The organism is Cryobacterium sp. TMT1-19 (assembly GCF_004403055.1).
Classification (GTDB): domain Bacteria; phylum Actinomycetota; class Actinomycetes; order Actinomycetales; family Microbacteriaceae; genus Cryobacterium; species Cryobacterium sandaracinum.
Genome location: NZ_SOHB01000033.1, coordinates 60,441 through 78,573, shown reverse-complemented (window position 1 = coordinate 78,573; position 18,133 = coordinate 60,441). Strand labels below are relative to the sequence as shown.

The 18,133-nt window shown below is 67.3% G+C and carries 20 protein-coding genes and 1 other RNA gene; 7 read left to right on the top strand and 14 right to left on the bottom strand.

Annotated elements, in window-relative coordinates; all coding sequences use genetic code 11:
- The first annotated feature begins 28 nt into the window (after window positions 1-28).
- Window positions 29-739: a DUF4191 domain-containing protein gene (locus E3T40_RS09040; RefSeq protein WP_104101963.1), complete on the top strand. Its 711-nt coding sequence runs from the start codon at window positions 29-31 to the stop codon at window positions 737-739.
- A gap of 22 nt (window positions 740-761) precedes the next feature.
- Here E3T40_RS09040 and E3T40_RS09035 read toward each other — a convergent pair whose 3' ends face one another.
- Entirely contained in the window at window positions 762-1,202 is a 441-nt protein-coding gene (locus tag E3T40_RS09035) for an RDD family protein (RefSeq protein ID WP_104101960.1), read from the bottom strand.
- A gap of 144 nt (window positions 1,203-1,346) precedes the next feature.
- Here E3T40_RS09035 and glnA point away from each other — a divergent pair, with 144 nt between their 5' ends.
- A complete protein-coding gene (gene glnA / locus E3T40_RS09030; RefSeq protein WP_104101957.1) occupies window positions 1,347-2,771 on the top strand; it encodes a type I glutamate--ammonia ligase in 1,425 nt (474 codons plus the stop codon).
- Window positions 2,772-2,850: 79 nt separating this feature from the next.
- Here the strand turns inward: glnA and E3T40_RS09025 are convergent, their stop codons facing one another.
- Window positions 2,851-5,886 carry a bifunctional [glutamine synthetase] adenylyltransferase/[glutamine synthetase]-adenylyl-L-tyrosine phosphorylase gene (locus E3T40_RS09025; RefSeq protein ID WP_134543175.1) on the bottom strand — a complete coding sequence of 1,012 codons (3,036 nt, stop codon included), beginning with the start codon at window positions 5,884-5,886 and terminating at the stop codon, window positions 2,851-2,853.
- A gap of 20 nt (window positions 5,887-5,906) precedes the next feature.
- The gene (locus tag E3T40_RS09020; RefSeq protein WP_104101951.1) at window positions 5,907-7,244 is read right to left on the bottom strand and encodes a glutamine synthetase family protein; all 1,338 of its coding nucleotides are present in this window, start codon (window positions 7,242-7,244) and stop codon (window positions 5,907-5,909) included.
- A 101-nt stretch (window positions 7,245-7,345) separates the two neighbouring features.
- On the opposite strand from E3T40_RS09020, the gene panB reads away from it, so the two are divergent.
- Window positions 7,346-8,218, top strand: coding sequence for a 3-methyl-2-oxobutanoate hydroxymethyltransferase (gene panB, locus E3T40_RS09015; RefSeq protein WP_104171103.1), 873 nt, complete (start codon window positions 7,346-7,348; stop codon window positions 8,216-8,218).
- Between the two features lie 18 nt (window positions 8,219-8,236).
- On the opposite strand, the gene E3T40_RS09010 is transcribed toward panB, so the two are convergent.
- The gene (locus E3T40_RS09010; RefSeq protein ID WP_104171102.1) at window positions 8,237-8,425 is read right to left on the bottom strand and encodes an SPOR domain-containing protein; all 189 of its coding nucleotides are present in this window, start codon (window positions 8,423-8,425) and stop codon (window positions 8,237-8,239) included.
- Window positions 8,426-8,437: 12 nt separating this feature from the next.
- Between E3T40_RS09010 and map the strand changes: the two genes are divergently transcribed.
- On the top strand, window positions 8,438-9,304 hold the full coding sequence (gene map / locus E3T40_RS09005; RefSeq protein WP_104171101.1) for a type I methionyl aminopeptidase: 867 nt from the start codon (window positions 8,438-8,440) through the stop codon (window positions 9,302-9,304).
- A gap of 19 nt (window positions 9,305-9,323) precedes the next feature.
- Complete coding sequence (gene ppgK / locus E3T40_RS09000) at window positions 9,324-10,088, top strand: polyphosphate--glucose phosphotransferase (protein WP_104171100.1); 765 nt, start codon at window positions 9,324-9,326, stop codon at window positions 10,086-10,088.
- 51 nt (window positions 10,089-10,139) lie between these two features.
- On the opposite strand, the gene rnpB is transcribed toward ppgK, so the two are convergent.
- From rnpB to E3T40_RS08965, 8 genes are all read right to left on the bottom strand, one after another.
- Window positions 10,140-10,516: RNase P RNA component class A (rnpB, locus tag E3T40_RS08995), an RNA gene on the bottom strand.
- Window positions 10,517-10,560: 44 nt separating this feature from the next.
- A complete protein-coding gene (locus tag E3T40_RS08990; RefSeq protein ID WP_104171099.1) occupies window positions 10,561-11,298 on the bottom strand; it encodes a zinc ribbon domain-containing protein in 738 nt (245 codons plus the stop codon).
- A 68-nt stretch (window positions 11,299-11,366) separates the two neighbouring features.
- Window positions 11,367-12,188 carry a Nif3-like dinuclear metal center hexameric protein gene (locus E3T40_RS08985; RefSeq protein ID WP_104171098.1) on the bottom strand — a complete coding sequence of 274 codons (822 nt, stop codon included), beginning with the start codon at window positions 12,186-12,188 and terminating at the stop codon, window positions 11,367-11,369.
- Between the two features lie 4 nt (window positions 12,189-12,192).
- Window positions 12,193-12,441 (bottom strand): EamA family transporter, encoded by a 249-nt coding sequence (locus E3T40_RS17060; protein ID WP_241981725.1) that lies wholly within the window; start codon window positions 12,439-12,441, stop codon window positions 12,193-12,195.
- The gene (locus E3T40_RS17055; protein WP_241981724.1) at window positions 12,417-12,812 is read right to left on the bottom strand and encodes a hypothetical protein; all 396 of its coding nucleotides are present in this window, start codon (window positions 12,810-12,812) and stop codon (window positions 12,417-12,419) included. The genes E3T40_RS17060 and E3T40_RS17055 overlap by 25 nt, the downstream gene beginning before the upstream one ends.
- A 135-nt stretch (window positions 12,813-12,947) precedes the next feature.
- Window positions 12,948-13,451: a DUF427 domain-containing protein gene (locus E3T40_RS08975; RefSeq protein WP_134543174.1), complete on the bottom strand. Its 504-nt coding sequence runs from the start codon at window positions 13,449-13,451 to the stop codon at window positions 12,948-12,950.
- Window positions 13,448-14,131, bottom strand: a complete 684-nt coding sequence (locus tag E3T40_RS08970) for a response regulator transcription factor (RefSeq protein WP_104101926.1) — start codon at window positions 14,129-14,131, stop codon at window positions 13,448-13,450. The genes E3T40_RS08975 and E3T40_RS08970 overlap by 4 nt, the downstream gene beginning before the upstream one ends.
- Window positions 14,128-15,363: a sensor histidine kinase gene (locus E3T40_RS08965; protein WP_134543173.1), complete on the bottom strand. Its 1,236-nt coding sequence runs from the start codon at window positions 15,361-15,363 to the stop codon at window positions 14,128-14,130. Before E3T40_RS08965 ends, E3T40_RS08970 begins: the two co-directional genes overlap by 4 nt.
- Window positions 15,364-15,504: 141 nt before the next feature.
- On the opposite strand from E3T40_RS08965, the gene E3T40_RS08960 reads away from it, so the two are divergent.
- A complete protein-coding gene (locus tag E3T40_RS08960; protein WP_134543172.1) occupies window positions 15,505-16,419 on the top strand; it encodes a universal stress protein in 915 nt (304 codons plus the stop codon).
- On the top strand, window positions 16,416-17,183 hold the full coding sequence (locus E3T40_RS08955; RefSeq protein WP_134543171.1) for a universal stress protein: 768 nt from the start codon (window positions 16,416-16,418) through the stop codon (window positions 17,181-17,183). Before E3T40_RS08960 ends, E3T40_RS08955 begins: the two co-directional genes overlap by 4 nt.
- Window positions 17,184-17,226: 43 nt before the next feature.
- On the opposite strand, the gene E3T40_RS08950 is transcribed toward E3T40_RS08955, so the two are convergent.
- Window positions 17,227-17,589 (bottom strand): universal stress protein, encoded by a 363-nt coding sequence (locus E3T40_RS08950; RefSeq protein WP_166786610.1) that lies wholly within the window; start codon window positions 17,587-17,589, stop codon window positions 17,227-17,229.
- The gene (locus tag E3T40_RS08945) at window positions 17,586-18,104 is read right to left on the bottom strand and encodes a universal stress protein (protein WP_134543169.1); all 519 of its coding nucleotides are present in this window, start codon (window positions 18,102-18,104) and stop codon (window positions 17,586-17,588) included. Before E3T40_RS08945 ends, E3T40_RS08950 begins: the two co-directional genes overlap by 4 nt.
- Between the last annotated feature and the right edge of the window lie 29 nt (window positions 18,105-18,133).

Here is an 18,133-nt window from a genome sequence, read left to right as displayed (position 1 = left end):
ATTCGGGTGACTGGGTAGTCTTGGAACCATGGCACGCAGCAAGGACAAGACTCCCCGCCCCCCCAAGAAGCCCGGCCGCATGAAGCAAATGTGGCAGGTGTTCCAGATGACACGCCGCTACGACAAGAAGATCGTGTTGTTCATGGTTCTCGGCTTCGTGGTGCCCGTCGCGGTCGCGCTGGGACTTGCCCTTATTCTGTCCCCCGGGAGCATCCTCAACATCGTCTTGTGGACAATTTCGGGTGTGCTCACCGGAATCCTCGCCATGCTCATCATCCTGGGCCAGCGGGCCGAAAAAGCCGCATACACGCAGATCGAGGGCCAGCCCGGCGCCGTCGGCGCGGTGCTGCGCGGTTCACTGAAGCGCGGCTGGGTGGGAAGTGAGATGCCCGTCGCCGTCAACGGCAAGACCCAGGATGCCGTGTACCGGGCTGTCGGCCGCGGCGGCGTGGTGCTGATCAGTGAAGGGCCGCGCACCCGAACGGCCCGCATGCTCGAGGAAGAGCGCCGGATGGTGACCAGGCTCGGCGGCAGCATCGCCGTCACCATCATCAGCGTCGGCCCCGACGCCGATGCCGTGCCGCTGCACAAACTGGCCCGGCGCCTCACCCGGATCAAGCCCACCCTGACCAAGGCCGAGGTGCTCGCCGTGAACAACCGGTTGAATTCCATGACCAAGAAACTGCCGATCCCCAAGGGCGTCGACCCGATGAAGGCGCGTCCGCAGCGCGGAAACTAGGCACTTCCCCTCGCGGCTCAGGCTAGGAGCGGATGAGCACCGTTCCCGCGACCTTGTCGTGGAAACCGCGCTGGTCCGAGTCCCAGACTAGAGCGGGGACCGCCAGCCCGAGCAGCAGGGACCGCACGACGGGGCGCCACAACCCGACCCAACCCGGCTGGAGCGGGACGACCCGGAGCCCGACCAGACGGTGGCCGATGCTGCCGCCGATGGTCGGGATGAACACGATCTGGAGCCCCACGAAAATGGCGGTCACAGCGAAGCCGTTGACCACGCCGCTCGTGCTGAAGAACAGTGCCGCCGCCCCGTAGGCCAGGGCCCAGTCCAGCGCGAGGGCGCCGATCCTGCGGCCGACGCGCCCCACGGATCGGGTTCCCTCGTTCGGCAGGCCGAGGCGCTCCCCCGGCCAACGGCTCGGTGGAAGTTGTCCAAAAGTGGTCGAATTCGAGGCTGCGGCAGACACGGGCTGAGTCTACCGAGCGGGCCCCGCTGTAACATGTGTGAAACATAAGCGTCACTGCCGGGTAATGGCATCCCAGTAGCCTCAAAGGAGCCGCAGCGCGCGACTTACACGTTCTATGCCCACGTCGTTTGGAGAAAAAACCGCATGTTCCGCGATTCGTCAGAAGTGCTCAAGTTCATCAAAGACACGGACGTCAAGTTCCTTGACATCCGTTTCACCGATTTGCCGGGTGTTCAGCAGCACTTCAACATCCCCGCGTCGACCGTCGATGAGGAGTTCTTCACGGTCGGGCAGATGTTCGACGGTTCGTCGATCCGCGGTTTCGCGTCGATCCACGAATCCGACATGCAGCTGATCCCGGACGTGACCACGGCCTACATCGACGCGTTCCGCACCGAGCGCACCCTCATCATGCTTTTCGACATCTACAACCCGCGCAACGGCGAGATCTATTCGAAGGACCCGCGTCAGGTTGCCAAGAAGGCCGAGAAGTACCTGGCTTCGACCGGGATCGCGGACACCGCATTTTTCGCTCCGGAGGCCGAGTTCTACATCTTCGACGATGTTCGCTACGAAGTGAACCAGCACTCCAGCTTCTACTCCGTGGACTCCAGCGAGGGTGCCTGGAACTCGGGCAAGGAAGAGGTCGGCGGGAACCTCGCCAACAAGACGCCTTTTAAGGGCGGCTACTTCCCCGTCAGCCCGGTCGACCAGCACGCCGACCTGCGCGACGACATCTGCCTCAAGCTGATTGACGCCGGACTCATCCTGGAACGCAGCCACCACGAGGTCGGCACCGGCGGCCAGGGCGAGATCAACTACCGCTTCGACACCATGGTGCACGCAGCCGACGATCTGCTCAAGTTCAAGTACATCGTCAAGAACACCTCGGCCGAGTGGGGAAAGACCGCCACCTTCATGCCGAAGCCTCTGTTCGGCGACAACGGCTCCGGCATGCACACGCACCAGTCACTGTGGGCCGACGGCAAGCCCCTTTTCTACGACGAGTCCGGCTACGGCGGACTGTCCGACGTCGCCCGCTGGTACATCGGTGGTCTGCTCAAGCACGCACCGGCCGTACTCGCCTTCACAAACCCGAGCGTCAACTCCTACCACCGTCTGGTGCCGGGGTTCGAAGCTCCCGTCAACCTCGTCTACTCGGCGGGCAACCGTTCTGCGTCCATCCGGATCCCGATCACGGGCACCAACCCGAAGGCGAAGCGCATCGAGTTCCGCGCTCCCGATGCCTCGGGCAACCCGTACCTCGCCTTCGCCGCCCAGCTGATGGCCGGCCTGGACGGCATCAAGAACCGGATCGAACCGCACGAGCCGGTCGACAAGGACCTCTACGAGCTGCCGCCCGAAGAGGCCAAGAACATCCCGCAGGTTCCCGCGTCGCTCGGCGAGGCCCTCGTAGCCCTCGAGAACGACCACGACTTCCTGCTTGCCGGCAACGTCTTCACGCCCGAACTGATCGAAACCTGGATCGACTACAAGCGTGAGATGGAAATCAAGCCGCTCGCGCAGCGTCCGCACCCGTTCGAGTTCGAGCTCTACTACGGCGTCTAGACCGTAGCCCCGGCAACCGGCCTGGTATAGGCAGGAGGACCTCATCCCCTCGGGGATGCGGTCCTCCTCTGTACCGGACCTACCCGCCGAAGGGGCCGGCGCGCTCCACCGGCCCGTAGAACAGGCGCTCGAACACCGCGCGGGCGCGGCGGGTCACCGAGAGGTATTCCTCCTCGAGCTGGTTGGCAGAGCCCGGCGGGTATTCCATCACCCGGGCGACGCCCTCGAGCTGCACGCGGTCGGTCGGGAGGACATCCGCGGTCTTGTTGGTCCAGAGGGTGATCGCGGACCGGCAGCGGGACGCGAAGACCCACGCGGTGGTGAGAGTTTCGGCATCCGTCTCGTTGACCAGGCCCGCGGCGACGGCCGCGCGGAGGGCGCCGAGCGTCGACGAGGTGCGCAGCTCGGCGATGTCGGCCGCATGCTGCAGCTGAAGCAGCTGCACGAACCACTCCACGTCGCTCAACGACCCTCGGCCGAGCTTGAGGTGCCGGTTGGGATCGGCGCCCTGCGGCAGCCGTTCGTTTTCGACTCTGGCCTTGATCCGCTTGACCTCACGGATCGCCTGTTCGCTGATCGATGACGGATACCGCACCTCGTCGGCGACGGCCTCGAAGTCGGCCAGGAGCCGGGCGTCGCCGGCGACTCCTCTCCCCCGCAACAGCGCCTGTGCCTCCCAGGTGAGCGACCAACGCCGGTAGTAGGCCTCGTAGGACTCGAGGGACCTGGCAACGGAACCGTTCTTCCCCTCAGGGCGCAGCCCGATGTCCAGGTCCAGAGGCAGGCGGTTGTCATCAGTGAGCCGCGACAACTCCTTGACGATGAACTTCGCCCGGTCGTGGGCTGCCTCGCCGGTGAGGGTGCCCGGGCGAAAGACGTACATCACGTCGGCATCCGAGCCGAACCCCAGTTCCGAGCCGCCGAACCGGCCCATGCCGATCACGGCGAATTCGATCCCGTCGGCGTCCTGACCGTCTTCGGCACCGTCGAGCGTGGTGCCACGGATGGCGGCGAGCACCCCCTCGATGATGGTGGCGGTGACGTCGGTGAGCCCCGTCGCCAGCTCGTCGATGCTGACCTGGCCCAAAATCGCCGAGAACGCCAGCCGCAGCATTTCGCGGCGCCGGGCCGTGCGCAGGATCGAGGCGGCCGCATCCGGACTCTCGTGCCGTGCCAGCACGGCGCGGGCCTCCGCACGGAGGGTGGCCGCGCTGCGGGGCCGCAGGTCGTCCTCGTCTTCCAGCCAGGCCACGGATTCGGGAATCGTCTCCAGGAGCTCGCCGACGAAACGGGATGAGGACAGCACCCGGGTGAGTCGCTCGGCGGCCCCGGATGAGTCGCGGAGCATGCGCAGGAACCAGTAGGTCGTACCGAGACTGTCGCTCAGGCGCCGGAACGCGAGCAGCCCGTAGTCGGGGTCGGCTCCCTCGGAGAACCATTGCAGCAGCACAGGCAGTAGATTGCGCTGAATCGTCGCCCGTCGGGACACCCCGCCGGTGAGGGCCGCGATGTGACCGAGGGCGCCCTTGGTGTTGCGGAATCCGATGGCGGCCAGCCGGGCCTCGGCCTGGGCGCTGGTGAGGCCCAGCCCGTCCGCGGGAAGCGCGGCCACCGCCGACAGGAGAGGGCGGTAGAACAGGCGCTCATGCAGGCCACGCACCCGGTGCTTGGTGTTCAGCCACCGGACGCTCAGCTGGGCGGCGTTCGGGGCGAGCCCGGTCGCCCGGGCGAGGACGCGCAGGCTCGACTCGTCGCGCGGGACAAGGTGGGTGCGCCGGAGCTTCTCCAGCTGCAGGCGGTGCTCCATCAGCCTCAGGATGCGGTACTCCTGAGCGAACTCGGCCGCTTCAGCGCGCCCGACGTATCCGCTCTCGGCCAGCGCGGTCAGCGCTGGCAGGGTGCCGGCCTGCCGAACCGCCGGATCCGCCTGACCGTGCACGAGCTGCAGAAGCTGCACGGTGAACTCGATGTCGCGGAGGCCGCCGGGGCCGAGCTTCAGCTGCACGGCGACTTCGTCCTCCGGAATGTTCTTGGTGACGCGCTTGCGCATCCGCTGCACGGACTCGACGAAATTCTCCCGGCTGGCACTGGTCCACACCTTCGGGGACACCGCCGCCACATACCGGCCCCCGAGCTCGAGGTCGCCCGCCAGCGGTCTGGCCTTCAGCAGCGCCTGGAACTCCCAGCTCTTCGCCCAACGGTCGTAGTAGGCCAGGTGAGACTCAAGGGATCGCACCAGGGCGCCGGACTTGCCCTCGGGACGGAGGTTCGGGTCCACTTCCCAGAGCTCGGGTTCGACGGCGGGCTGATTCAGGCCCCGCATCAGCAGGATCGCGAGCCGGGTGGCGATATCGACCGCGCGCGGCGCTTCCAGGCCGGCGACCGGGTCACCCTCGGCGACGAAGATCACGTCGACATCGCTGACGTAGTTCAGTTCGCCGGCGCCGGCCTTGCCCATGCCGATCACCGCGAGCCGGGTGGCGCGCACCTCTTCCTCCGGGAATACGCCTCGCCCCGCGACCAGGCCGGTGGACATGCTCCGCGCGACGGCCAAGGAGGCCTCCAGCGCGGCGGCCGCCAGGTCGGCGAGCGTGCGGGCGACGGCGTCCAGGCCCGCGACCGGGTCGGCCTGCTCGAGGTCGTAGGCGGCCAGCTGCGCCAGGCGGCGCCGGTAGCGCACCCGCAGGGCGACCCAGCCCTCATCGTCGACGAGGCTGGCGAACCCGTCCCGCGTACCGACCGCATCCAGCAGGTCCTCGATCAGTTCCGGCAGGTCGGGAAGGGCCGTGAGCGGCTGGGCGAGAACCGTCAATTCCTCCGGATGACGCAGGAAGAACTCGGTCAGTCCGCTCGACGCGCCGACGACCCGCAGCAGCCGCTGGGTCGGCTCCGGGTGCAGCAACAACGCCCGCACCTCGTGCGGCGCCCGGCGCAGCAGCGACACGAGGGCCGCGAGGGCGGCATCCGGGTTGGCCGTCTTGCCGAGCAGCGGCAGCAGGGCGTCCGATTCGGGTCCGCCCAGGTCACCGACCTCGTCCAGCCGAAAACGCACCTCTCGCAGCTCGACGAAGCCTACCCGGGCGAGCTCGGTCAGAGTCAGCTGTTCCCGTGCCATCGGGTCTCGTCTCCCGACCGTTATAGCATCTCGAGGTTCTTGTCGAGCTCGAAGGGAGTGACCTGCGAGCGGTACTCCTTCCACTCCTGGCGCTTGTTGAGCAGCACATAGTTGAACACGTGCTCGCCCAGCGTCTCGGCGACCAACTCGGACTCCTCCATGTACTGGATCGCGTGGTCCAGGCTCGCTGGAAGCTGCCGGTAGCCCAGAGCGCGCCGCTCGGTGTCGCTCAGGCCCCACACATTGTCCTCGGCCTCGGGGGGAAGCTCGTAGCCCTCTTCGATTCCCTTGAGCCCGGCGGCCAGCATGAGGGAGTACGCGAGGTACGGATTCGCTGCCGAGTCGATAGCCCGGTACTCGACGCGGGCGCTCTGCCCCTTATTGGGCTTGTACAGTGGCACCCGGATCAGGGCGGACCGGTTGTTGTGACCCCAGCACACGAAGCTGGGGGCTTCGTCCCCGCCCCACAGGCGCTTGTAGGAGTTCACGAACTGGTTCGTGACCGCGGTGATCTCCGGGGCATGCTTGAGCAACCCGGCGATGAACTGGCGACCGGTCTTAGAGAGCTGGTATTGCGCGCCCGCCTCGAAGAACGCGTTGGTGTCGCCCTCGAACAGGGACAGGTGCGTGTGCATTCCTGACCCGGGGTGCTCCGACATCGGCTTCGGCATGAACGTCGCGTAGACGCCCTGCTCGATGGCCACCTCCTTGATGACCGTGCGGAAGGTCATGATGTTATCCGCCGTGGTCAGCGCATCCGCATAGCGCAGGTCGATCTCGTTCTGACCGGGACCTGCCTCGTGGTGGCTGAATTCCACCGAAATGCCAAGGTCTTCGAGCATCCGCACCGACCGGCGGCGGAAGTCGTGGGCTGTGCCGCCGGGAACGTTGTCGAAGTAGCCGGCGTGGTCCACCGGCACGGGGCCGTTCTTGCCATACTTGGACGACTTGAGCAGGTAAAACTCAATTTCGGGGTGGGTATAGAACGTGAAACCGCGGTCGGCTGCCTTGGCCAGCGTGCGCTTAAGCACATTTCGCGGATCGGCGACGGCCGGCTGACCGTCCGGCGTCATGATGTCGCAGAACATGCGGGCGGTCGGGTCGATCTCACCGCGCCAGGGCAGGATCTGGAACGTGGTCGGGTCCGGGTGCGCGAGCACATCCGCCTCGAACGACCGGGTGAGACCCTCGATCGCCGAACCGTCGAAACCGAGACCCTCGGCGAATGCGCCCTCAACCTCTGCGGGTGCGATGGCCACCGATTTGAGGGTGCCGACGACATCCGTGAACCAGAGTCGGATGAACTTGATTCCCCGCTCCTCGATGGTCCGAAGAACGAAGTCGCGCTGCTTGTCCATTCACGCCCTTTCTTGTCGCTCCCTAGGCTACTGTCTGGCGTCGGCTCTCGGGCGAAACCGGCCGCCGATCGGCCCGAACGCGCCTTGACTACACTTGAGGCATGCCAGAGTCGACCGTTCCGGATGAACCCCAGCCCGTCAGCGAGCTGAATCCCTTCGTTTCTGTGCAGTCCGGACCCAAACGGGTGCGCACGCGCCATTTTCACAACGCCAAGCAGCAGGGCATCCCGATAACGGGGCTCACCAGCTACGACATGCTCACGGCCCAGATCTTCGACCAGGCCGGCATCGACTTCCTGCTCGTGGGCGATTCGGCCGGCAACAACGTGTTCGGCTACGAGACCACCCTTCCGGTGACGGTCGACGAACTCATCCCGCTCACCCGGGCCGTCGCGCGCGCCGTGACCCGCGCACTCGTCGTCGCAGACATGCCCTTCGGTTCGTACGAGACCGGCCAGAGCGAGGCCCTGCACACCGCCGTGCGTTTCATGAAGGAAGCGCAGGCCCACGCGGTCAAGCTTGAGGGCGGGGTTCGCAGCCACAAGCAGATCAAGCGCATCGTGTCATCGGGGATCCCCGTGATGGGGCATGTCGGCTTCACCCCTCAGAGCGAGCACGGGCTGGGCGGACATATGATCCAGGGCCGCGGCGAGGCCGCAGATCAGCTGATCGAAGACGCCCTCGCGGTGCAGGACGCCGGCGCCTTCGCGGTCGTGCTCGAGATGGTCCCGGCGACGGTCGCGGCACTGGTCACCGCACGGCTCGACATCCCCACGATCGGGGTGGGTGCTGGGCCCGACGTAGACGGCCAGCTGTTGGTATGGACGGATTTCGCCGGCATGACCGAGGGGCGGGTGCCCCGATTCGTTCGGCAGTACGCCAACCTGCGCGGCGTGCTGACGGATGCTGTGCACCGGTTCAAGGACGACGTCGACTCCGGCGCGTACCCCGGGCCGGAACATAGCTACGAGTAAAACTCGCCGCTCGCGGGACTAGCGGTCGTTCTCGGCCTCTTCCGCGGCCCATTTGGCGCTGTTCGCGCGCAGCTTCTCCAGCGCGTGGACGGCCTCCTCCCGGGTGGCGAACGGCCCGACGCGGTCCGTGGCGGGGGACTGCATCCCCTGTTCGACCGCGCCCGTGCGCATGTTGTACCAGAACTGATGATCGGTGCCTTCGGACATAAGCTTGATCCTATGCCTAAGGATTCTGTTGGTCACCTCCTCCCGGGCGCGGTTTCTCCGCTCCGCTCCGTTCCCCGCCACATCGTGCGCCCAGAGTACGTCGGCAAGGGGATGCCCTCGGCCTTCACAGGATCGGATCTGTACTCCTCCGAGCGCATCGAGCTGATCCGGGAATCAGGCCGGATTGCGGCCGGGGCCATCGAAGCGGTCGCACAGGCCATCCGCCCCGGCGTGACGACAGAGGAACTCGACCGGATCGGCCACGAGTTCATGATCGAGCGTGACGCCTACCCGTCGACGCTCGGCTATCGGGGGTTTCCCAAATCACTGTGTAGTTCCGTGAACGAGGTCATCTGCCACGGCATCCCGGACGACACCGTTCTTGAGAACGGCGACATCGTCAACATAGACATCACCGCCTACAAAAACGGTGTGCACGGCGACACGAACGCCACCTTCATCGTCGGCGAGGCACGGGACGAGGTCAGGCTCCTCGTCGAACGCACCCGGGAGGCTCTCGCCCGCGGTATCAGGGCCGTCGCTCCCGGACGCCAGGTGAACGTGATCGGCCGCACCATCGAGTCCTACGCCAAGAGGTTCGGCTATGGGGTCGTTCGGGACTTCACCGGACACGGCGTCGGCGAGGCCTTCCACTCCGGCCTGATCATCCCGCACTACGACTCCGCTCCCGTCTACGACACCGTGATGGAGGTCGGCATGGTCTTCACGATCGAACCGATGCTCACCCTGGGCGGGACCGACTGGGACATGTGGGCGGATGACTGGACCGTGACGACCCGGGACAAGAGCATCACCGCCCAGTTCGAGCACACCCTCGTGGTGACCGACCGCGGCGCCGAGATCCTCACCCTCTCCTGACAACCGGTAGGTTTTGACTATGAGTTCAACCATGGCCATCGGCATTGACATTGGCGGCACCGGGATCAAGGGAGCGGTGGTCGATCTGTCCACCGGCAAGCTCCTGTCCGATCGCGTGAAGCTTCCCACGCCTAAAGGCGGTCGACCAGCCGACATCATCGAAACGACCAGGACCCTCCTGACAATCGTTTCCGCCGAGGAGGGTGCCGGCGCGCTGCCGGTGGGCATCTGCTTCCCCGCCGTCGTCAAGAACGGCCACACCATGTCGGCCGCCAACGTCTCGGACAAGTGGATCGGCCTCTCCGCCGAGAATCTCTTCCAGAAGGGTCTTGGCCAGCCCATTCACTTCGTGAACGACGCGGATGCCGCCGGCTACGCGGAGGCGCAGTTCGGCGCGGCGAAGGGGGTGAAGGGAGTGGTCATCATGACGACCCTCGGCACCGGAATCGGAACCGCACTGCTCAACGACGGTTTGCTGGTGCAGAACACCGAACTCGGCCATCTGCAGATCGAGGGCGTCGACTACGAAACCAAGGCCGCGTACTCCGCCAAGGAGCGGGAGAACCTGAGCTGGGAAAAATGGGCCGGTCGGCTGCAGAAGTACTACTCGACCTTGGAAGCACTGTTCTCGCCGGACCTCTTCATCGTCGGCGGCGGCGTGTCCAAGCACCACCAGGACTTCCTGCCCCTTCTGCGACTGAAGACAGCCATCATCCCGGCCGTGCATCGCAACAACGCGGGGATCCTCGGGGCCGCCGCACTCGCCGTCAAGCATCAGGACTGACCTGTCCGGAGCGGCAGAGCACCCCGGCGCAGAACCTGGAGGCCGGAAGGTGGAATGGGCCGGCTATTACGCCGGGTTCTGTCCCGATGCCGTAGCACCCTGGACGGCCATCTATCTCGGGACTACGTTGCCGCAGCCCTCTAGCGGTCTACCCGGAAACTCGGCGAGCCGCCTTGGCGTTTCCTGTCTGACCTTGCTCCGGACGAGGTTTACCTAGCCGACCAGGTCACCCTGGCCTCTGGTGGTCTCTTACACCACCGTTTCACCCTTACCACCGGCCGAAACCGGAGGCGGTCTACTTTCTGTGGCACTGTCTCGCGGGTTACCCCGGGTGGGCGTTACCCACCATCCTGCTCTGCGGAGCCCGGACGTTCCTCGGCATCCGCTGACCCGAAGGTAGCGGATGACGCGACCGTCTTGCCGACCCATTCCACAGTCTAGAGTACAGGCCGCCGGCGGGGCCCGGCTCCACCTAGATCCCGGACTCCTGCGTGCGAACCAGGATCGCCCCGCAGTCCGGGCAGAACAGGACCTCGTCGGCCGGCGAGGAACGCACGGCATCGAGGTCGCTGCCGGTGAGCGTCATCGTGCAGCCGCTGCAGGTGCGCGCCCGCAACAGGGCGGCGGCGTTGCCCCGCCCCGTCACGAAGCGCTTCTCGTACAGCGTGGCGAGGTCCTCGGCGACGCTGCCGGCGACGGCTGCCCGGTCCCGGCGGAGTTGGCCGAGCTGCCGGTTCAGATCGGCGAGGCTTTCGTTGCGCGCCTGCTCGGCGTCGTGGATCCGGAGCGCGATCGCGTCCCGCTCCGCCTCCACCGCGGAGACGGTCGCATCGCTCTCCTCGAGCCGTTCCATCACCGCGATCTCGATCTCCTCGAGCGCCAGGAGGCGCTTGCGCAGCGCCGCAAGCTCCGTCTCCAAAGCCTGCACGTCTTTCACCGAGGAAGTGTGCTGAACCCGGTCGGTGTCCCGCGCGATGCGCTTCTCGACCACTTCGACGTCGGATTCGATCCGCGCCAGCTCGGTGCGCACGTCATCACGTTCGCCGGCGCGGGTGCCGAAGGCCATCCGGGTGGTGTCGAACAACGTGGTGAGTTCCCGGATCTCGGCGTGCTGGGGCAGGGCCTTCGTCTGATGCTCGACCTGCTGCAGCCGGATGTCGAGGGCCTGAAGCCGGAGAAGCTCTTTCTGTTCTACTGGGGATGCCTTCACGATGTCCTGACCTTTGCGAATAGAAATATGAACGAGCGTTGGGGGTGGATCCGAACTTCATCGGCAGGCTACTGCACGATCGCGAAGTCCCAGGGATCCGTGCGCAGGGAACTGCTGGTGATGCGCACACCGGGCAGAAGAGCCCGCAGCTGTTCGGCGGCCGGCTCGATCCAGAGCCATTCACTGGCCCAGTGCGACACGTCGATCAGGGCAGGGGTGCCCCCCGACAGCCCGGACTGCTCACGGGCCTCCGACGCCGGGTGGTGACGGAGATCGGAGGTGATATACACATCGGACGCCTGCACGGCGGGATGAGGGAGAAGGGAATCGCCTGCACCACCGCAGAGCGAGACGGTTTCGACGACACTGCCGTACTCCCCCGAGACCCGGACGCCGGTGGCGGTCGCCGGCAGGAGCTGGGCGAGGCGGTGGGCCAGTTGGCCCAGGGTGGTCGGGTGCGCGAGCCGGCCGACCCGGCCGATTCCCGTTCCCGCCGCGGCGCCCGCCGTGATGGGGGTTGCGTCAACGAGGCCGAGTCGGGTGGCGAGGATGTCCGAGACGCCGTCCACGACGACATCCGCGTTGGTGTGGGCCGCAAGGAGAGCGCAATTCGCTCGGATCAGACGACCGATCAGGGCGCCCTTGTAACGGTCTTCGGCGACCGACGTGACGCCGCGCAGCAGGAGCGGATGGTGCACCAGGAGCAGGTCTGCGTCATGTCCGACCGCCTCGTCCACGGTCGCGGAGACGGCGTCCACGGCCAGGTGGATCGATTCGACCGGCTGGCCGGGGTTGCCGCAGACCAGACCCGGGGCGTCCCAGACTTCGGCACCGGACAACGGCCACAGTTCATGGATGATCCGACTTACATCGGCGAGTGAGACGGGCACCTCGTCAGCCTACCGGTGACGAGGCGGTGCGCCCTCCTGACGACGATTGACCGGAATTCCGAGGAACTGCAAGCGCGGTCACCGCCACCAGAACCAGCCCGAGCCCGGCCCAGCCGGACGGTGGCAACCGCTCGCCGACGATCAGGACCGCCAGCAGCGTAGCCACGAGAGGTTGGACCAGGGTGAGGCTGGTCGCCGTGCTGCCGCGGACCGTGCGCGGGCCGCGGCCTAAGAGCAGATAGGCGACGAACATGGGCCCGATCGCGCGAGCAGCCCGAGCAGAACGCCCAGAGGAGCGGACCCGGCGGCCTGGTCCGACTGCCGGCCGGTGATCAGCAGAATCGTGCCGAGCAGAGCCACCAGTGTGCACAGTGTCCAGAGCCGTGTGACTGCCCGGCGCTCCGCCAGGAACTCGATCCCCGCGGCAAAGACGGGCGCAGACCCCAGCGACACGACCGTGCCGACCGCCACCCCGACCAGGTTCATCGCACTGTAGAAAGCGAGCGGGTAGACGACGATGCCGGCGACCCCGGCCAGCACCCAGCGGCGCACGGAGCAGTTTCGGAGGGTTGCCCGGGCGCTTCGGGCGGAAAGCGTGAAGAGCAGCGCGCCGCCCACGGCCATCGTGGCCGCCCTTGGTCGCCAGCGGGCTGACGCTGCCGGGCAGGAAGTGCGCGGCCGTGCCCGTCGTGCCCCAGAGCAGCGCGGCCAGAAAGATGGGGGCCACGCCGAGCCGGCTCGCGACGGTTCGCGGCGGCGTCACCATCCGAGGGTGCCGGGAGCCCCCTTGAACGGTCCGACGACCCGGGAGGTGATCCAGCCGCCGTAGAAGTCGCCCGGCTGAGGCAGCACCGCTTCCCCGTTCACGGTAACGAGGTCCATCCGTCCGGGGTACAGCGCGACGCGGTTCGCCAGATCCTCGAAGCCCCGCGTCGGCGACGGGTAGTACCACCCGGCCGCCTCCTCCACACACCCCGGGGTGACCACGCTCAGGTACGACGCCTCGCCCTTGTACTCGCAGTACGATCGGCCGGTCACCGGTTCGAGGCTCCCCGCCCGGAACGCGGAGTGCGGCAGGTAGTAGACCGGCGGATGGCTGGTCTCGAGAACCCGTACGGCATCGTCGGTGTCGACCAGGACCAGGCCACCGAGGGTGACGACGACCCGGTCGGCACTCGTCTCCACGCGAGGCGGTCGCGGGTAATCCCAGACCGATTCCTGGCCGGGTCCGGGCACAACCCGGTTAGTGCGAAACGGCTTCATCCGGCCAGCGTACCGGGAGCGGCCGGGTGAATTCGAACATTGGACGAACCCTCCTGGCGCTGCAACTCCACCCCGAAGACGGCGGCCTGGGTGCGGCGCTCCATGCCAAGTTTGCTGAGCACCCCCGACACATAGTTCTTCACCGTCTTCTCCGCCAGGTCGAGGTGCTCGCCGATCTGGCGGTTGGTGAGGCCCCGGGAGATCAGATCGAGGACTTGCCGTTCCCGCGTCGTCAGCGCTCGGGCGGCAGGGTCGCCTCGGTCCAGCCCCAACGAGGTTGCCACCCGGCCGGCCAGCAGCGGGGTGAGCAGCGACTCCCCCCCTGCCACACGCCGGATTCCCTGCACCAGGCGATCACCGCGGATGTCCTTCAAGACATAGCCGGACGCCCCAGCCAGGACGGCGGCGCGGCTGGCCATGTCGTCGTCGAACGCCGTGAGCATCAGGCACCGGATGCCGGGATCCCTCCCCCGGATGTCCCGGCAGGCGTCGATGCCGCTTCCGTCGGGCAGCCGCACGTCAAGGACCACGACGTCCGGCCGGGTGGCGGCGACCCTGGCCACGGCCTGCCGCCTCGTTGCCGCCTCCCCCACCACTTCCAGGTCAGCTTCGGCGTTGATCAGGGCAGCCAGGCCGATACGGACGACGTCGTGGTCGTCGACCACGAACACGCGCGTCATCGGGAAGTCCCTGCGGAAGCGTCGCTCACGCGCGCCGTCCAACGCAGCTCGGCACCGCGCGGCGCCCGGTCGCGCAGCGACACCATCCCCTGCCAGCGTTCGGCTCTGACCGCCAGATTAGCGACGCCGCTGCGCCGACTTGCGCCGGTAAGACCGACGCCGGTGTCGCCGATCTCGACCGTGAGGATGTGCGCCGCGACCGAGACGCGCACTTCAGCCTCCCGGGTTCCGGAGTGCCGGACCACGTTGGTCAGCCCCTCGCGCACGACCGCCACGACATCATCAGCCAGCGAGGTGGAAACGAGCAGATCGATCGCCCCGGAGAACACCACCCGCGGCGGGTGCGCAAAGAGAGGTCCGACCTCGTCGAGCAGGTCGACGATGCTGCGGCGAAGCCCGTGCCGGTCGGGGTCCGCCTGCGTCGACAACCCGAAGATCGCGGTGCGGAGGTCGGCGATGACCGCGTCGAGGGCTCCCACCTGGTCGGCCAGCCGCCGTCCGAACACCGGGTCGGCGGTCATCCCGCCGAGGGCGCGCAAGGCGAGCCCGACAGCGAAGACCCGCTGAATGACCCGGTCGTGCAACTCACGTGCGATCCGGTCGCGATCGGTGCGCACCGCCAGACGCGCCCGGTCCGTGCTGCTCCGCTCGAGGTGGCGGCCCGCATATGCCAGTCGGGCGAACTCGACGGCCGTATCGAGGTCCACGGCAGTGAACGGGGGCGCCCCGCTGGGCCGGGAGGCCGTGAGCACCACTGCGGGCGGGCCGGTTTCCCCGGCTTTCCCCAGCGGGACCACCAGGGTCGACCCGAGTATCAGGAGCGACTCGGGGCCCGCAGCCTCGCGCTCTTCCCGGCCGACGAGGACCGGCCGGCCGGTGGCCATCGCCCGGCCGCACAGGCTACCCGCCACGGGGAAGGCCAGGCCGTCCAACGGTCGAGTGGCACTGCCATGAGCCGCGTGGACGACAAAACCGTCCCCCACGCCCGAATCAACACCAGGCGGCCCGATGACGCAGACTAGGTCCGCATCCGCAGCCGACGCGAAGATGTCTGCCAGCAACATCAGCGGGTCACCCGTTCGCTCACCCCGCAAACCCTCGATGAAATCGGCGGATGCGGCCACCCACCGCGACCGGCGCGGGAGGGGCAGGTGCGCCGGCAGGTCGATCACTGTCTCCGGGCAAGCCTCGGGACGTTCGTTCAGGGTGACCGGGATAGTTTCGTGGGGCATGACCGAGGACCGCCTCTCGTCTGGTAGCGGGGATACTACCCGCACGGGACCTTCGGCCCTGTCCCGGTCCGGCAGGCACTGCGATCATAGCGTGGAGCGGACTGTCCGGTGCGATTCCACCCCAGAGCAGGAGTCACACCCATGGTTGAAAAAGTGATCGTCGCCATTGACGGTGGGGCCGCGAGCAAGGCGGCCCTGGAGTGGGCACTCGACCGGGTCGTGACGCTCGAACGGATGCAGGGCACGCCCGTGCAACTCGAACTCACCACGGTGGTGGAGCTGGGCTGGTACCCCGCTGAGGGATCGGACTATTCCAGTCAGCCTGCCTACGAGCGCGCGCTCGCGGAAGCCCTTCGACGGGTCGAACAGGTGGCACCCTCCTGCCGGAAGACGAGCTACATCCGACATGGCGTCCCGGTCGATGAGCTGGCGCGGGCGTCGGCGACCGCCGACCTTCTGGTCATCGGCACGAACAAGACCGGTGTTCTCGCCGGGACGGTCTTCGGCACCCTTCCCCTTCGCCTCGCGGCCCACGCCCGATGCCCCGCCGTCGTCGTCCCCGTCAACTGGCAGGCACGTGGCGGCCACATCGTCGTGGGCATGGAGAACGACGTCACGGCTCTGGTCGCCGTTGACTTCGCGGCCCGCGAAGCCGAGCGTTACAAATTCCCTCTCGATATCGTCCATGCCTGGAACATTCCCGCGACCGTGGCCGTCGAATACGGTGCCGTCCTGCCCTACGAGGAGATACGGGACGCCCACGCGCGCATCCTGTCGGGGGCAACGAGGAGGGTTCGCGACGCGCATCCGGCGCTGCATATCGCCGAGGTTCTGGAACAGGGCACCGCGGCATCCGTGCTCGTGAACGCCTCCCAAACGGCGTCCCTCGTCGTCGTCGGCACACACGGCCGGGGTGCCGTCGGCAGCCTCTTTCTCGGTTCGGTCAGCCACGACGTGCTGATGAACCTGCCGTGCCCGGTCGCTGTGGTCCCCCGCCCGGCCGGTGAACGCGCCGAGTCCCGACCGGACTCCACGGAAGGTGTGAAGAAGCGGTGAACACCTCCTACATCGGATTCGACGGATCGGATCCGAGCCGGTCCGCCTTCCGCTGGGGTCTGGCTCGGGCGGAAGCGGACGGGTCGCCCGTGGTCCTGGTGCACGTCGTCGACGATGAGTGGGGGCTGCTGGGTCCCGACTACGCGCGGGAGGCCGAGCGCCGGGCGAGCAGTCTGCTCACGCAGGAGATCACCGCGGCGAAGACGCATCCCGGGCTGGACATCGGCGCGCTCGTCCTGCACGGGTCTCCCGCCTGGACGCTCGCCGCGGTGCCGACATCCGACGATGTTTTGGTCGTCGGAACCCACAAGACCGGCTCCCTGAGCGGACACGTGCTCGGCTCGCGCAGCGTTCAGATCGCCGCGGCGGCCGGCTGCACCGTCGCCGTGGTGCCGGAATCAACCACAGACAGCCGAAGTGGAGTCGTCGTGGGTGTCGACCGTTTCGAGGGATCCACCTCGGCCGTCATTCGCGGCGCCCAGGAGGCGCGCCGCCTTGGCCACGAACTCATCCTCGTGCATGCGCCGTCGACTTTGCGTGCGGAGCCCGGAGCTCGCGACTGCCGCGACCCCCGGTGTGTTCGTGAATCCCCGGCTGGTGCACCGGCCGCCGGCCGAGGCTCTGCTCGATGTCGGCAGCGAAGCTGCCATACTGTGCTCGGAGTTTCACATCCGAGGCCCGTGACCCAGTCGGTGATCGATTCAGTCATCCACGACGTCCTGATGAAAATCAGCGTGCCTGTGCTGATCGCACGGTCCGACTGACACTTTCCGATTCGCACGCTCCGATTCGAGCGTTGTGAATCATTTAGACGGGTTCGCTGACCGGTCCGGTCTCGGTGGCGGCGACCCTGATCACGGCGACTGGGCAGGGCATGGTCAAAACGATCACATGACTGACCGAACCCAGCCAGAAGCGAGCGAACCCGTGACGACCGTGGCTGCCCACAACGAGAAGCCGCGCACCGGTCGCCGCCGACACGAGTGCGTCCGCCGGCAACCCGAGGTCCAGCCGCAGGTCAAGCACCAGGTCCGGATAGCGTTCGGCCAGTCCCGCCACCGCTTCGGCGAGGACCACGCGGTCCCCCTCATCGGGCACCATCGGCCAGTCGATCATGGCGCGCTCTTCGGTCCAAGGGGCCGGTGCGCTCCAGCAGTACAGCGCCGTCAACCGCTCGCCAGGCGGTCCGCCTGATCCGAGGCGAATGTCACGGCGGCGAGGGATGCCTCGGAACCGTCCACCCCGACGACGACGCCGGTGCCGCGCTGTTCCTCCCGCTCGGGCACGACGACGACGGAACCGCCGGCGTAAGCCGCGACCTGCGCGGCTTGGGTGCTGAAGACATAGTCCCGAAACCGGCCCAGGGCGTGCGAGTCCACAACGAGGAGTTGCGCGCCGACTGCCCAGTCGGTGAGGGCCCCGGTGGGCGAGCCCTCGAGGACCGTCGTGCGAAAAGTCAAGTCAGGAGCGACACTGCGGGTCTCCTCGCCCTCACGGGCGAGCAACAGTTCGGCCTGCTCGCGGGCCGAGTGCAGAAACCCGACCGTGGTCGTGCCGAAGGTCGCGTCGACGACGTGCACCAACTCGATCTCCAGGCGCCGGGGACGCGCATAGTCGATCGCCCACTGCAGCGCAGCCCGAGCCGCCGGCCGACCGCTGACCCCCACTACAACACGGTTGTCCATGACGACCTCCTCCGCTCCCCGGCACAGCG

Bases quoted from the DNA above. Each gene is read 5' to 3' on its own strand.
- E3T40_RS08965 (WP_134543173.1), bottom strand. From the start codon at position 15,363: ATGCCCCACGAAACTATCCCGGTCACCCTGAACGAACGTCCCGAGGCT.
- E3T40_RS08975 (WP_134543174.1), bottom strand. From the start codon at position 13,451: ATGAAGCCGTTTCGCACTAACCGGGTTGTGCCCGGACCCGGCCAGGAA.
- panB (WP_104171103.1), top strand. From the start codon at position 7,346: ATGCCAGAGTCGACCGTTCCGGATGAACCCCAGCCCGTCAGCGAGCTG.
- glnA (WP_104101957.1), top strand. From the start codon at position 1,347: ATGTTCCGCGATTCGTCAGAAGTGCTCAAGTTCATCAAAGACACGGAC.
- E3T40_RS08945 (WP_134543169.1), bottom strand. From the start codon at position 18,104: ATGGACAACCGTGTTGTAGTGGGGGTCAGCGGTCGGCCGGCGGCTCGG.
- E3T40_RS08970 (WP_104101926.1), bottom strand. From the start codon at position 14,131: ATGACGCGCGTGTTCGTGGTCGACGACCACGACGTCGTCCGTATCGGC.
- E3T40_RS08960 (WP_134543172.1), top strand. From the start codon at position 15,505: ATGGTTGAAAAAGTGATCGTCGCCATTGACGGTGGGGCCGCGAGCAAG.
- E3T40_RS09020 (WP_104101951.1), bottom strand. From the start codon at position 7,244: ATGGACAAGCAGCGCGACTTCGTTCTTCGGACCATCGAGGAGCGGGGA.
- E3T40_RS17060 (WP_241981725.1), bottom strand. From the start codon at position 12,441: ATGTTCGTCGCCTATCTGCTCTTAGGCCGCGGCCCGCGCACGGTCCGC.
- ppgK (WP_104171100.1), top strand. From the start codon at position 9,324: ATGAGTTCAACCATGGCCATCGGCATTGACATTGGCGGCACCGGGATC.
- E3T40_RS17055 (WP_241981724.1), bottom strand. From the start codon at position 12,812: ATGGCCGTGGGCGGCGCGCTGCTCTTCACGCTTTCCGCCCGAAGCGCC.
- E3T40_RS09040 (WP_104101963.1), top strand. From the start codon at position 29: ATGGCACGCAGCAAGGACAAGACTCCCCGCCCCCCCAAGAAGCCCGGC.
- E3T40_RS09025 (WP_134543175.1), bottom strand. From the start codon at position 5,886: ATGGCACGGGAACAGCTGACTCTGACCGAGCTCGCCCGGGTAGGCTTC.
- map (WP_104171101.1), top strand. From the start codon at position 8,438: ATGCCTAAGGATTCTGTTGGTCACCTCCTCCCGGGCGCGGTTTCTCCG.
- E3T40_RS09010 (WP_104171102.1), bottom strand. From the start codon at position 8,425: ATGTCCGAAGGCACCGATCATCAGTTCTGGTACAACATGCGCACGGGC.